Genomic DNA, 14239 nt, shown 5'->3' with positions numbered 1-14239 from the left:
ATTCACTCGAACCGAAGGGCGCCAACAAGTGTGTCGAGCACCGTTTGCGCGGTGCCGGCGAGGCTTTCACGGGACCAGCCCGCACGCGCGCCGCTTTTGCTCCAGAGCACACGACCGCTGCTGGCTTCGAGCACGCGCAGGCTGATGCCCACGGCCGGTTCTCCGTCCAGACCGTTCTTGTACTGCCACTCTTCAACGCTGCCGGCGACCACGTAATCAAGCTTCTGATCCCGTGCCCAGTCGAGGGCGCCAGCCAGGCGTTCGTTGTCGTCCATCAGCGCTTGTTCGCCCTGAGTGCTGACCGGGTAAACCCGTGGTTGCAGACCATGGCTGCTGAGCACGCTGAGCAAAATCTGCTCGGCGCGTTCACCGGCTTGCGGGGTTTGCGAATAGTTGATCATCGGCACGGTACCCCACTTCGCATTACGCGCAAGGTTCGGGCTGGTGTCGCCGGTGAAGCTCGCGCAACCGGCGACGAACAGGACTGCCAGAGCCAGGCTCAGATTACGAATTGCTTGCATCAGTTTTTCTCCTGTAAACATTTCATGATCAGCGTCCGAATCGCACGCCGTAGCTCACACCCAGTGTTCCGCCTGCCTGACCATCCCCGCCTTGTGGCGCGGACTGGTAGCCGACGGTGAGGGCCAATTCGTCACCGCCCAGCACCTCGACGCCGATCCCGGTGTTGATGCCGTAGTTGAAGGTTTGATCCAGCCATTGCCAGCCCGCCGTCACGTCCACCAGCCAGGTGTATTGCGGGCGAGTGCGCACCAGCGCGCCCGGCAAACCGCGACGCCATGAGCTGCCGACATACAGTTGGCCGTAACGGCTTTGCAGCAGATCGTCGGCCGTCACGACCGCGGGGTCGTCCGAGTCATCAACGCTTTTCACCGGGCCGCCGTTGGCGCTGGACAGGTAGTCCAGGGTGCGGTCCTTGACGTTGTTGTGCTGATAATCCACACCGCTGCGCACGGTCCAGTTCGGCCCGGCGAATTCCAGCGTGTGGTTGTATTCCATCTTCAGCGCCTGGCCGTTGCCCAGGGAATCGCCCGCACGGGTGGAGAACGATTTCTGCGCCACCTCCCAGCTGATCTGATCCCGCGCCGAGAGCCCGTGACGACCGCCGACCCACACGCTGTCGTGCTGGCCGAAAGCGCGCATCAGGCCGCTGTCTTCGCTTTTGCGATGCCAGTCCAGACCGGTCTCGATCTGGTCGCTGGCACTCAACTGCCAGGACCGGGACAGGCCCAGACCGGTACGGTCATCGTCCTTGCGCTGGCTGGTGTCGGCGAACAGTTTGTAGCCGCCGTCCTCCACCGAACGTTGCAGGGTCAGCGCGGCGTTGCGCTCATCGCCCATGCGCGATTCGATCAGTTGATCGCTGTTGTAGGTGCCGTTTTCAAGCTCAAGGTTGGCGTACCACTGAGCGCCAAGGTTGTGCGCGATTTGCAGGCGCGGGGCGTTGAATTCCAGTCCACCGAAATCCTGTTGATGCCAGGAGATCTGCGCGCCTTGCGGCGTCAGTTCCTGGAGCTCAACAGCCTGTCGGCGCAGTTGCTCACGCACGGCGGCCGGCTGGTCATCACCCAGTGCGGACTGGCTGAGGTCGAGGGCCTCGTCGAAGCGGCCGAGACGACTCAACGCCTGAGCGCGTTGCGCCGGGTTGAGGTCGCTACTGGCCAACAGCGTTTCGACTTGTGCCTTGTTACGGCTGCGCAAGGCTTGCTGAATTTCTTCGTAACGCTGGACCTTCAAGCCCTGGCTGCGTGCCCAATCAAGCCACTGGTCTTTCTGCGATTCCTGGTTGGTTGCGTCGAGACGCGCCAGCAAGCGTTCGAACCACAACTGCAGCATCGCCGGCGAGCCATCCTTCCACTTCGCCACTTCCTGCTGCGCCTTGCCCGGCGAGTAGCTGCTGGCCATCAAGCGCAACCAGATCGCGTAACGCTGTGACGATGGCTGAATGTTTTCGCCTTCGGGACTGCGCAGCAGCTTCAAGCGCAAGCGTTGCGCCGCGTCTTGATAACCGGCGCTTTCGAGGGCATCGGCATAGGCCGCGCGCACCAGCCAATCCTGCGGACTGGTCTTGAGGTACAGGCGATACCAGGCCAACGCTTCGGTATCGCGACCGAGCATCTGACTGGCACTGGCAAACGGCAGCCAGAGGATTCGGTCCTGACGCGCCTGGGGCTTCCATTCCGCCAGCAAAGGCTTGAGCGCAGCGGTGTTGCCTTGGTCGACGTACAGCCACATCAGGCGCTCGCGGAACAGGTTGTCATCCGGGAAACGCGACAGGCCCAACAGATACAAACGCTGTGCCTCGTCGATATTTCCTTGCTGCACCGCCAAGGCACCGCGAACCGCCAACACTTGTGCTTGCTCGTTGGCTTCCGGGAACTGCTCGGCGTCTTTGAGCAGCGCAACCACTTGCGGCCAGTCCTGCAATTCCTGAGCTTGCTGCAAGGATTCGACCAAACGCTGCGGATCACGGGTGCGCTTCCAGCTGCCGACCATCATGGTCAAGGCGCGCTTCGGATCGCTGGTTCGATACAGGGTGATCAGCTGACTCTCGTCGCCACTGTTGAGCGAACCCTTGAGCGCGAGGAGTCGTTCCAGGGAAGCCTGAAGTTCGTCGTCGAGTTCCAGATCCCACGCCAAGGCGGCGCGCAGGCGCCAGTAACCCTCATCGGTGATCTTGCGGTTATCGACCTGCAACACGTCCCACGCCGCCTGATTATCAAACAGCTTGAGGTCGGTGTTGGCCCAGTCAATGCGCTCGGTCGTGGTCAGTGCGAAGCGTTTCGAGTAGCGCTGGTAGACTTCGGTTTTCTGCGCAAACTGCCCAGTGTTTTCGAGGTTTTGCAGCAGGCGTGTCCAGGCCAGACGATGCGCCGGGTACTTGCGCAAGTAAGCGTGCAACCAGGCTTCGGCTTGGGTCGGTGTGCCACGGGATTCGTGAGCGTAGTTCAGCGCGTCGAGTTCGATATCGGTCAGCGCACGCTGCTCCATGATGTCGGCGAGCAAAGGGATCGCCCGGTCGAAATCGAACTGCTGGCTGGCCAGACGCCAAGCGTGTTCACGGGTTTGCGGGTCTTCGTGCAGTTTCAGCAGACGAATCCAGTAGCTCAGCGCGGCCTGAATGTCGCCACGCCATTCGCCCAGATGCCCCATTTGTTCGAGCAACGCCAGGTCATCCGGGTGCTCAGCTACAAGCTGCTCGCCACTGTCCCACGCACCGGCCAGGTCGCCGAGGGCCAGGCGCATGTTGAATTCCTTGCGCAGGATTTGCGGGTTGTCCGGCTGCAACACGCGCCACTGATCCAGAAAACGCTGGGCCAGATCGAAGCGCTTGCTGCCGACGGCAACGTCGACGCCCTGCTCCAGCCACGGCGAATCGGTTTGCGGATCCTTGAGCTGATCCAGTTCATCGACCAGCACACGCGCGGCCTGTTCACCGCGACCGGCGGCCAACAGACTGTTGAACGCCAGTTGCGCGTATTCACGACGCTCGGACGCTTGTTGGCTGTCTTGCTTGAGCAGCAGATAAATGTCGGCGGCACGGCCAGGTTGCTCACCGGCCAGGTACCACTGTGCGGCAGACTTGAGCGCAGCAATGCGCTGAGCCGGATCGCGGTCGGCGATTTCTTCGTAGACGCTGGCAGCGAAGGCCGGTGCCTGTAACGTCAGCGCCAGCTTGGCCAGGTTCTGCAATTGCGGTAGCGGCAGCAGGCGGTGATCAAAGCTTTTCAGGCGTTCGATCAAGGCTTTCTGCGCCACCGGATCGTCGACCTTCGCCGCTTCCAGCGCATCGAGTTCGAGACGGTAATAGGCCTGCAACTCGACGACCGGCTTCGGCCAGTTCTCAAGGTGCTGGCGCGCCTTTGGGTAGTCGCCGAGACGGATCAGCAGATCGACCAGTTGCAAGCGCAACTGATCGTCATCCGGGTGCGCCGCCAGCAGCAATTCGGCGTAATTGGCCGAGACCGCATCCGGCTCGCGGCCGTCCGGCTGGAACACTTCTTCGCGCTGGAACGTCAGCCACAGCAGGCCGCCCACGGCGACCGCCACCACCGCCAATGCCCAGGGATTGAGCAGGCGTCGGCTTTTAGTTGCTGAGGAGTTAGATGCAGTAGAGCTGACCATGACTCACCTGCTTCATTGGTAATTGAAAAGTCCACAGGCCGGCGGATGCCTTGCCTGCAAAAGGTTGCCCGTCCACTTCCACCCGGCAACTGCTCGCCGAGCGCACGGAGAAGGTCAGGTCGACCTGCCCGGCAAACGAAAAGCTCACCTGTTTTTCGTCTACATACTTCCAGTCCACTAACGGCAGATTGGCCTCCTCCAGCGCCGGCCGTTGATCCCGGTCGGGACGCAACACCAGCAATGCCTTGTCACTGCTCAACGCCACATACCGACCTTGCGGCAAATCGCGAACACCGGCGACGCCTTGCGAACGCAGCAGGTCCGGCCAGCCCATTTGCGGGTCGAGTCGCAGGGTGCGCAGCGCGTCCATGCCGCGAACCTGCCAGTCGCCCTCGGCGGTGCGCGCCAGACTGGCTTGATACAAGCCGTGCACACGATCGAGGTAGTCGCTCATCCACAGCGACATCGGTTGCTGGTCCTTCATGTAGCCGTAGATCTCGTTCATCGCCTTGATCGAGGCCTGCTTGGTGCTCGAATAGAAGTGGTAATACAGGTGCAGGCCGCGCAAACGCCGTGGGCTGTCGGTGAGTTCGAAGGTGTCGATCACATCGCGAAAACCGTAATACGGCCCCTTCCACAGGTTGGTGTAGAGGTTCTCGTTGATGATCGGCGCGTAGTACTGCAAGCCGCCTTCAGTGGGGCGCAGTAATGGATTGAGACCGGTCAGCGACGGGTTGGCCTTGGTCAGCATGGTTTCGGCGCCGTTGACGTTTTTCAGGCCCGCGTCGTAGGCCAGTTTCAAGGTCGCTGCCGAGGGCAAGGCATCGCCCGGCCAGAAGACCAGCTTCACCGGTTTTTCCGGGGTGGTGAGCTGCTGGTTGATGTAGTCGCGCGAGCCAAAAATCTCGCGGCGGAAATCGATTTTGTCGTAGCCCGGAATGGCCATCTTCAAGCCGTATTCCGGGTTGAAGTTCTCACGTTTCTGCGCCACTTCCGGCTGCATGAAAAACGGATGGCTGAAGGTGTGGGTGGCGACTTCGACTTTCGGGTTGGCAAACAACTCACGGGCAATGGGTTCCAGTTCGCGCGCCAGGAACGGGAACATGCCGCGCGGTGAAATCTCGCCTTCGACGATCGACACCGAAGTCAGGAACGGGTTGGGCCGGATGAAATCGTCGAGCACCTGCTTGCCGGCATACGGCGTGCCGCGCACTTCAGCGCGCGACGGAAAACCATCGCCGTCGATGTGCACGGTGGCGATGCGGCGGCCGTTTTCGGTGGTGGTGTCGGGGCGTGGCTGAACCGGCAGGCGCAAGCTGGCCTGGAGGAAAGCGAACGGATCGAGAATCCAGCGGCTGCGCTCGTTATTCGTTTCGAGAATGTACGGCGCAAGGGCAACACCGCCCCACTCGGCCGTCGCCACCGGAGCAAATGTCTGGCCGTCGGCAGCGGTCAGCAGCAACGCGGCTTTCGGGCCTTTGGGCAGCAGGGAGATTGCGGTCAGGTCACGGGACCGGGGCTGCACCGGGGCTTCGAAAGCGCCGATCAGCGCCTTGTCCTGATAGCTGATGGTCAAGGCCTGAGTACCGATCGGCGCCGAGCGGTTCAGGCCCAGGCGCTTGAGTAGCAGCGGGTCTTGAATCGGCAGGCCGGAAAAGAACACCACTGGCACCTGTTCGTCCAGACGTTTGCCGATCCAGCTATTGAAAGCCGATGCGTCCTGCGGCGGGCCGCTGGTCATCCAGGTCACGATCCCGGCGTACAAACCACTGAAACGGTGTTGCGGCAGGGAGCCGTCGACGGGCAGGTAATCCACCCGGTAGCCGAGGTATTCGAGCAAACCGCCGAGCAAGGTGTGCCCGGCGTTACGCACCAGGTCACCTTCGCGCGGATCGTAAAGTAGCGCGATGCGGCGCGGCTGGACTTCGATGCTGCTGATGCCCATCGAGTCCAGCTCAGGCGTGCCGATGTAAGGAATGAAGCCCTCTTCGCGCAGACGCTTGGCCAGTTTGCGCGCTTCATCGCGGCGCTCCGGCGGCAGGTAGTCGATGGCTACCAGCGGGATGCCTTTGGTGCGCAATGGCTGGATCTGGGTTTCCAGCCATTCGCGGTCGGCTTCAGGCACCGGGCGATAGCGCTTGGCGGTAGCGTCCCAACCGGCGTGAATCGATTCGATTGCCACGGCGGCAGCGACGCCATCGAGGTCGGGCAACACTTCGAAGCCACGGTTGAAAAACAGCTTCAGGTTCGGCTGACGCTGGTGCAATTCCCGCAGGAAACCGGCGAGTGCCACACGCTGTGTTTCTCGCGACGACTCCGGCAACAACTGGAAGCTGTCGAGGGTGTCGAGGAACAACCCGGCGTAGCCTTCAGCCTGCAACGCCTTGGCTCGGCCGAACAAATGTTCGCGCCAGGCGGGTGCCGCGAGGTCCATGACCTGGCTGTCCCACGCGCCGTTTCGTACCGGGCTGACCGCTCCCGTGAGGGATGCCTTTTCGAGTTCGGCCTTGCCACCATGGAACTCGCCCACCGACAGATAGGCGAACGGCTGACTGCCCAACTTGCGCAGGGTTTTGACGTCGCCCGCGGTCATATGCCCCGGCTCGACCACCGACCAGTCGAACTGAGCCAACTCGGAAATGGGTGGTTGATCGGCGTACCAGAAAACCACGCTGGCGGGTTGCGGTAATGCTGCGGCCTGGACCGCGGGCCCGCTCACGAACAACGCTAAAGCGGCGAGCAGCCGTTTAGCGGCCGCGCGGACACGCGTCCTGCGAAAAACGATTTCCATAACTCACTCTTGAATGGACTGAACCGATACTGCTTGGATGTCGGACAGTGGAACCGGCCGGGTTACAGGCTGCGAATAAGCTGCGACAGCCCCTTGCCGATGGCGGTCGGTTCCGGGAGCTTGAAACGCTCCAGCAGGCGACTGTTGTTGGCGCGCGAATGGCGAATGTCGCCTTGACGTGGCGCGTGATGAATCACCTTCAACGGGCTGCCGGTGACGGTGCCCAATTCGGCGATCAGATCGTTGAGGCTGGTGGAACGACTCAGGCCAACGTTCACCGCGCCGGGGCTCGGTTCACTGACTTCCAGGGACTGCACGAGAATGCTCACCAAGTCCTGGACATAGACAAAGTCGCGGGTCTGCGAACCGTCACCGAAAATCGCCACCGACTGCTCGGCCAAGGCCAGCTTGGTAAAGATGCTGATCACGCCGGAGTACGGCGATGACGGATCCTGGCGCGGGCCGAAGATGTTGAAGAACCGAAAGATCATCGGTTCCAGGCCATGCTCGCGGCGATAGAAATCGAGGTATTGCTCGCTCGCCAGTTTGTCGCTGGCATACGGCGTGAGCGGGGATTTTGGCGTGTCTTCGTGAATCGCCGTGCCTTCGCCGTTGTTGCCGTAGATAGCGGCGCTGGACGCGAATACCACACGCTTGATCCCGGCCTTCACCATGCTTTCGCACACGTTGAGGGTGCCGACGAAGTTGCTTTGATGAGTGCTGACCGGATCATCCACCGACGCTTGCACCGAGGCCACTGCGGCCAAGTGAACGACAGCACCGCAATCGCGCATGGCTTGTGCCACTACTGCGCCGTCCGCGACATCACCAATGACCAGGTTCAGATTGGCATTATCCATCGGCAAATTGCTGACCTTGCCGGTCGACAAATTATCCAGCACACGAACCTTGTAGCCCTTGTCAAGCAACGCTTCTACGAGGTGCGACCCAATAAATCCGGCACCGCCAGTCACCAGTATTCGCTCAACAAACATGAAATCTCTCCCTGAACAGTAGAGCGGATACGAGTGGCTAAAGTCCGCTGATCTATGGCGCAAGGCCATCAAAACGCGGCCGATAATGGGAGATCAGAAAGAGAGTGTCAATAGTTTGTCTGCTTTGTCGCCGAACGGTTATTCCGCCAGAAAACAGTCATTTATTTGGCGGCATTTATTAGCTACAGGCTGTCATACAATTGCCACGCGCGACCCACAGACTCGTCTAGAGCGGAGCCTACGCCATGCATCACGCCTTGCTTATCATCGATGTCCAACCCAACTTCGATCCGCCGCAATGGCTCCTTAACGGCGTTCAAAAACTCATCAAAAACCTGCCCCGGATGAAGCTTTGGGAGCATCATTTCAAGCGCACGGTGAGGTCGGATGAGCTGTAATCAATTGGGTGCGCTGTTCTAAGGAAGATAAATATGAACATCTGGATCACTGCCGCCCTGACAGTCATGGTTTCCCTGTCGGCACAGGCCGCCACCGACGTCGCGCCTCGTGTAGAGCAAGTCCCTTTTGACAAAGGCAACAATGCCGTCGAGATCAAGCAGTCCATCCAGGGCCGGCTCACGGCGCAATACCGTGTGAGTGCGAAAGCAGGCCAGATACTGACCGTCGACCTCAAGCCTTCCAACACCTCGGCCTATTTCAACATCACCGCCAAAGGCGCGGACTACGCGCTGTTTAACGGCTCGATCATGGGCAACCACTTCATGGGGCCGTTGCCCACCGATGGCGAATACACGGTTCAGGTGTACCTCATGCGCAACGCCGCACGGCGCAATGAAGTGGCGAACTACAACCTTTCCTTGAACCTCAGCCCCTCCGACACCTCGGACAGCAGTCAGCCATTTGACCAGACGCTTGAATTGCAGGGCATTCGTTTTCATGTGACGGGGAAATGGGTCGACGGCAACCCTGCCGTACGCATCTCGCCCCAAGGGCTGGAGATCGATAACGCAGAAGTCACACGGTCGCTGACCGGCAATATTGTTCGGGCCGAGGTGGCGGACCTTGATCGGGATGGTTCGCCGGAAATTTACGTTTTCGCCAGATCCCCTGGGCGAGGGATGCCGGGGGAGTTGGTTGCATACGCGGCCAATCGCAAGAAATCGTTGAGCGAGATTTATCTTCCGGTTGTTAGTGAGAATGCGAAAGCAGCGGAGGGGTATCAGGGCGAAGATGAGTTTGCGGTGGTGGAGGGTGTGTTGGTGCGGCGGTTTCCGGTGTATGAAAGTGCAGATGAGGGCGCGGGACGGACGGGGAAGATGCGGGAGATTCGGTATCGGTTGGTAGCTGGGGAGGCTGGGTGGGTTTTGCGGGGGGATGGGGTTGTGGAGTATTAGGAACATTCAGATTAGGCGAAGCTCCGAAGGTTAAAACCCTCCCTTCGCCCCTTGGTTAGAGATGGATGGTTCGGTCCTTCGGTGATTCCGATTACTGACGACTGTAAAACATAAAAACCCGCGCTATGCACGGATTTAGAAAATCGAACGAGTTTACGTTTGCGAATAAGCCACAAGAATCTCATGTACGCTAGGTTTGCTATCCAGCTTACGCATCATCAGATCGTATTGACTGACACCCTTTAGCTGCCGAGCGGGGCGGATCTGCTGATTCTCGATGCTCAACGCATCCCTTGCGTCAGCCGACGCCGAAGGTTTCGATGGTTGTGGCGCTGAGAAGATCATATCTGACTCCATTATTCTGCTCGCTTGAAGAATCGAGGGTTCAATTCAGGTCTAAAATAATGCTTCCTATCGATCCATACGAACCCGTCATGTTTACTAATGACGGCAACGTCAATCGGGCCAGAAACAGACTCGCTAGGCCGCGTCACCCTCTCTTTCAGTGACTCTAGCTCAATTAAGCTCTTTGCCAAGCCTGCCATATCCGGCAGAGGGAGCGAATGTATAATATTGGAAAGTGGAAATACATGCTGGTTTCGTATCTGCTGATACCACCGGTCGGTGTGTTCGGTATGAGCCTCTTGCACGAGGATACTCAAGCGCTCCTCGGTTAACGGCACCTGGGCACCGCACTCAGCCATCACTCGTGTACCTAAGTCCGTCAAGGCTTGGTTGGTCGAGCCGTAAATTGAGCCAAGTACATCCGGAGCTACCCCTGTGCGGAACGTATCGATCATGTGAGTAGTAGCGAAGGGCTGAATCACTGCAGGCGAATTGGCATCCATCATCCTTGGCTCATTATGTAGTGGTCTAATGAAACCGGACACCCATTTAGGCGAGAATGCTCGCCAGATCGAGGTGTCAGATGACCAAACAACGCCGCTCCTTTACTCCTGAATTCAAGCGCGAGGCTGCCGACCTTGTGCTCAAACAAAACTACAGCTACATCGAAGCCAGCCGTTCACTCGGCATTGGTGAATCGGCATTACGCCGCTGGGTTGACCAGATTCAGAAAGAACATAAAGGCGTCACCCCGCAGAGCAAGGCACTGACTCCGGAACAGCAAAAAATTCAGGAGCTGGAAGCCCGGATTGCTCGGCTTGAGCGAGAGAAATCAATACTAAAAAAGGCTACCGCGCTCTTGATGTCGGAAGATCACGAGCGTTCGCGCTGATTGACCAGTTGAGGGCACATGAGCCGGTTGATTGGCTGTGCAAGGTGTTTGATGTCACTCGCTCGTGTTACTACGCCCAGCGCCTGCGGCGCCGCACGCCGGATGTTGAACGGCTTCGATTGCGTAGTCGCGTAAGTGAGCTGTTCTCGCAAAGTCGCAGCTCTGCGGGCAGTCGCAGCATCCTGTCACTGATGCGTGAAGACGGTGAGCAACTCGGTCGATTCAAAGTGCGTAGCTTGATGCGCGAGCTTGATTTAGTCAGCAAACAACCCGGCTCCCATGCCTACAAACGAGCAACAGTTGAAAGACTGGATATCCCGAACACATTGAACCGCGAGTTCGACGTGCCTGCGCCCAATCAAGTCTGGTGCGGCGATATCACCTACATTTGGGCGCAAGGAAAGTGGCATTACCTGGCTGTCGTCCTGGATCTTTGTACGCGTCGGATCGTGGGCTGGGCGCTGTCGGAAAAGCCAGACGCTGAGCTGGTGATCAAAGCGCTGGATATGGCTTACGAGCAGCGTGGCAGGCCTTCGGATCTGCTATTCCACTCAGACCAGGGATCGCAATATGCAAGCCGACTCTTTCGCCAGCGGTTGTGGCGATACCGCATGCGCCAAAGCATGAGTCGACGAGGAAACTGCTGGGATAACGCACCGATGGAGCGCGTATTTCGCAGCTTGAAAACAGAATGGATACCGACCGTGGGCTATCGAACTGCGCAGGAAGCACAGCGCGATATCAGCCATTTTTTGATGCATCGCTACAACTGGATTCGGCCTCATCAATTCAACGATGGGTTGGCTCCAGCGCGGGCCGAGGAAAAACTTAACGTCGTGTCCGGGATTAGTTGACCACTACAGTCTGCTTCTGTCAGAAGTAGAGGCAGCTCCATTGCATCGACTTGGGCTTCTGCAAGAGTGAGCGCAGCCTCAATTTCTTCGTCAGTTTTATCGGCAAGGCCTTCAACCTTATCCACTTCTGCATAGACAGCGATTAGCATCTGAAGCCGGAACACTGCCGCACCGACTAAATTAATAAGCGCTTTATTTTTGGTCTCCTCAGAAAAGAGCTTGTCGTTGTGCTGTAGAAACTCAAAAAAACGCTCTGGGTACGTTTCCAGTCGGTCAAACTGGTCGCTACCGAGGGTTTCTCGAAACGCTTTGATAGGTAGCTCCCAAGGAACACCTTGCAGCCCGGCTGATCCGTAAATCATCAACCCTACTGGCCCTCCCCGAGACAGCTCGTACAGCTTGTTGGCACCTTTGAAATACCTGCGCTCTTGATTTCCATCCTTCCACGATGTGACGGTAACAGCGCTATCGGCAGCCAGTACAACGGCAGTTCATCAGCGCCCGCCTCCGCAACCCAAACCACCCCGATCCCATCAGCCACGTCTTCACAATCCTCCCCGACGTCGACACACCAACCCTACTCGCTCACGCCTGCGGAACACTCGCCTCCCTCAACGTCATGACCACCGACATGGCCTGCGATCTCGAAGGCTCGCGCCGCAACGTGGCTCTGGCGATTCAGCAGTTGGCGGTGCTGGGTGAACTGTTGGTAAACCGGGCGCTGGACAACCTCGATCCGCCCGATGGCGTATCCGAAGCTCCGTCCGCCAGCCACCCCTGAGTGGTCGCGCTCTTTTACCAAATGGAGGTTTTGTCATGGATCGATACATGCCTGTCACCGGCATCGACTGCACCATCGCGTCGCTGCTGATCGACACTGAAGCACCGCTGGACGTATTGCACGAAACTGCGGCTTACCGAATTCGCACGGTGACTCAATTGCTGGAGAGTTTTGCTGTGAACGAGGGGGTTCACATTGAACTGGCGCGGGTGTTGGTGACTTCGCTGCGCGATGGCTGCGATTTGATGGATGTGGTCGGGCGAAGATTGCAGGCGCAGGTTTCGTCGATGTAACGAAAAAGGCACCTGACGAGAATATCGCAGGTGCCTTTTTTGAGTTTAATGAGTGCGATGTTCCGTATACGTGACATTGGGAGCCGAATGTTACGTAAACAGAACATCGCTGAGGCTGATGACTCAACAGAAGGTTTCATAAACTGTAACTTTCTGTCGACTCAGTAGGCTCCTTCTACACTCAACCCGCATACGCCCAAAACACTTTCCAAAAGAGCTCCCATGACCACCCTAAAAGACCGCTTGAAGCAAGGCAAAAATGCCCGCAAGAATTGCCCCCGCAATGCTCAAGCGTCCACGGGCAAAACAAACCGCGACCCACTCCCGCTGATCAAAGCCTCCAGCGAAGGCCGAATCAAATCCCTGGTCGAACTCCGCTACGGCCGCATGCTCGTCTCCCCCTTCAGCTTCTATCGCGGCACCGCGCTTTTGCAGGCCCACGACTTGGCCTCCACGCCGAATATGGGCCTGACCTCGCCGATCTGCGGCGATTGCCACCTGATGAATTTCGGCGGGTTCGCCACGCCCGAACGCAATCTGTTGTTTGGCGTCCACGACTTCGACGAGGTCCATCCCGGCCCCTGGGAGTGGGATATCAAACGGCTGGTGACAAGTATCGTGGTGGCTGCCCGCGATCTGCGTCATGGGGAAACGGTCGAAGAATCGGTCTGCCGCGACGTGGTCAGCGCCTATCAGAAAACCATGCTCGAGTGCGCCGAACAAAGCTCCCTGGAAACCTGGTACGAATCCATCCGTTACGACGACCTGCGCAAGCAGGCGAACAAAAAAACGCTGGAGCATATCGAGCGTGCCATCGAAAAGGCCGAGGGTCATTCGCACGCCGAACTGCTGCCGAAAATCAGCGAGCGTGACGCTGATGGCTGTCTGATCATTCGCGATGACCTGCCGGAAATTTTCCACATGCACAAAAAAACCACATTGCTGAATGCCGACGATGACTGGCTGCTCCACTCGGATTGGCGACCGATCTACGACGCCTTCATGCGCAAGTATCCAGGCACGCTGCAGGCTGACCGTCGAGCGTTGTTTTCACGTTTTCACGTTCAGGACATGGCGTTCAAAGTGGTGGGCGTCGGCAGTGTTGGTACCCGTTGTCTGGTGGCCTTGCTGACTGATGATCAGGCGTTCCCGCTGTTCCTGCAATTCAAGGAAGCACGGCGCTCGGTACTGGCCGACTACGTGAAGACAAAATCAACAGTGCGGCATAACGGTCAGCGGGTGGTCGAGGGTCAACGGTTGATGCAGTCGGCCAGTGACCTGTTTCTCGGCTGGACCACCGGCCCCGGCGGTCGACACTTCTACGTGCGGCAGTTGCGCGACATGAAAATTTCGGCAGAACTCGAGACTTTCGATGCGGACACCTTCGCCGCGTATGGACGCGTCTGTGGTCGCGCCCTCGCCCGCGCACATGCCAAATCGTCCGGACAGGCCGCGCAGATCAGCGGTTACATCGGCAAGAGCGATGCACTGGCGGACGCGCTGTTCAAGTATGCGAAAAGTTATGCAACGCAGAATGAGCAAGACTTTGAGCGATTCCAGCAAGCCTGCCGTACGGGCCGGTTACAAGCTCGCTCCGAGGCAGACTTTGCGGCAGATCATTTGCCCTGAGCGGGCAACGCGGGTCCATCCATATGAATTTTTCTTCACCCCATCAACCCTCTCCAGCCGGTACATTGCCCTCGCTCATTCAAGAAACTACGGTTTGCCCGCCCTCCCGCGGGCTTTTTTTTGCCTTTTGATTGATGAGCGGCGGCCCATAACCCAATACC

Annotated in this window: 11 protein-coding genes and 1 pseudogene; 6 read left to right on the top strand and 6 right to left on the bottom strand. The window is 58.5% G+C overall.

The window, feature by feature from the left end; all coding sequences use genetic code 11:
- Window positions 1-2: 2 nt before the first annotated feature.
- The 4 genes from DJ564_RS04790 to DJ564_RS04775 all read right to left on the bottom strand — a co-directional run bounded on the left by DJ564_RS04790 (window position 3) and on the right by DJ564_RS04775 (window position 7929).
- Window positions 3-521 carry a penicillin-binding protein activator LpoB gene (locus DJ564_RS04790; protein ID WP_109627884.1) on the bottom strand — a complete coding sequence of 173 codons (519 nt, stop codon included), beginning with the start codon at window positions 519-521 and terminating at the stop codon, window positions 3-5.
- Between the two features lie 28 nt (window positions 522-549).
- Window positions 550-4143: a tetratricopeptide repeat protein gene (locus tag DJ564_RS04785; RefSeq protein ID WP_109627883.1), complete on the bottom strand. Its 3594-nt coding sequence runs from the start codon at window positions 4141-4143 to the stop codon at window positions 550-552.
- Window positions 4121-6934, bottom strand: a complete 2814-nt coding sequence (locus DJ564_RS04780; protein ID WP_109627882.1) for a bifunctional glycoside hydrolase 114/ polysaccharide deacetylase family protein — start codon at window positions 6932-6934, stop codon at window positions 4121-4123. The genes DJ564_RS04785 and DJ564_RS04780 overlap by 23 nt, the downstream gene beginning before the upstream one ends.
- A gap of 62 nt (window positions 6935-6996) precedes the next feature.
- Window positions 6997-7929, bottom strand: coding sequence for an NAD-dependent epimerase/dehydratase family protein (locus DJ564_RS04775; protein WP_109627881.1), 933 nt, complete (start codon window positions 7927-7929; stop codon window positions 6997-6999).
- A gap of 245 nt (window positions 7930-8174) precedes the next feature.
- On the opposite strand from DJ564_RS04775, the gene DJ564_RS31930 reads away from it, so the two are divergent.
- A complete protein-coding gene (locus tag DJ564_RS31930) occupies window positions 8175-8327 on the top strand; it encodes a hypothetical protein (protein ID WP_162556171.1) in 153 nt (50 codons plus the stop codon).
- Window positions 8328-8360: 33 nt separating this feature from the next.
- Complete coding sequence (locus tag DJ564_RS04765) at window positions 8361-9284, top strand: hypothetical protein (RefSeq protein ID WP_109627879.1); 924 nt, start codon at window positions 8361-8363, stop codon at window positions 9282-9284.
- Window positions 9285-9640: 356 nt separating this feature from the next.
- Here DJ564_RS04765 and DJ564_RS04755 read toward each other — a convergent pair whose 3' ends face one another.
- Window positions 9641-10135 carry a hypothetical protein gene (locus DJ564_RS04755; protein WP_109627877.1) on the bottom strand — a complete coding sequence of 165 codons (495 nt, stop codon included), beginning with the start codon at window positions 10133-10135 and terminating at the stop codon, window positions 9641-9643.
- 77 nt (window positions 10136-10212) lie between these two features.
- Here DJ564_RS04755 and DJ564_RS04750 point away from each other — a divergent pair.
- A protein-coding gene (locus tag DJ564_RS04750) for an IS3 family transposase (RefSeq protein WP_109627876.1) occupies window positions 10213-11375 on the top strand; the annotation gives its coding sequence in 2 pieces (ribosomal slippage) (window positions 10213-10468 and window positions 10468-11375; 1164 coding nt in all).
- On the opposite strand, the gene DJ564_RS04745 is transcribed toward DJ564_RS04750, so the two are convergent.
- Complete coding sequence (locus DJ564_RS04745) at window positions 11306-11740, bottom strand: hypothetical protein (RefSeq protein WP_218277776.1); 435 nt, start codon at window positions 11738-11740, stop codon at window positions 11306-11308. The two genes, DJ564_RS04750 and DJ564_RS04745, sit on opposite strands and share 70 nt — an antisense overlap.
- 128 nt (window positions 11741-11868) lie before the next feature.
- On the opposite strand from DJ564_RS04745, the pseudogene DJ564_RS04740 reads away from it, so the two are divergent.
- From DJ564_RS04740 to DJ564_RS04730, 3 genes and pseudogenes are all read left to right on the top strand, one after another.
- Window positions 11869-12156 (top strand): annotated as a pseudogene (locus tag DJ564_RS04740) (DUF6124 family protein); the annotation flags it as partial.
- Window positions 12157-12191: 35 nt separating this feature from the next.
- The gene (locus DJ564_RS04735; RefSeq protein ID WP_109627874.1) at window positions 12192-12449 is read left to right on the top strand and encodes a hypothetical protein; all 258 of its coding nucleotides are present in this window, start codon (window positions 12192-12194) and stop codon (window positions 12447-12449) included.
- A gap of 222 nt (window positions 12450-12671) precedes the next feature.
- On the top strand, window positions 12672-14078 hold the full coding sequence (locus DJ564_RS04730) for a DUF2252 domain-containing protein (protein ID WP_109627873.1): 1407 nt from the start codon (window positions 12672-12674) through the stop codon (window positions 14076-14078).
- Window positions 14079-14239 lie beyond the last annotated feature (161 nt).

The sequence above is a fragment of the Pseudomonas sp. 31-12 genome (assembly GCF_003151075.1).
GTDB lineage: Bacteria > Pseudomonadota > Gammaproteobacteria > Pseudomonadales > Pseudomonadaceae > Aquipseudomonas.
The sequence above is the reverse complement of the archived record's forward strand: the minus strand, read 5'-3'. Positions and strand labels throughout refer to the sequence as shown.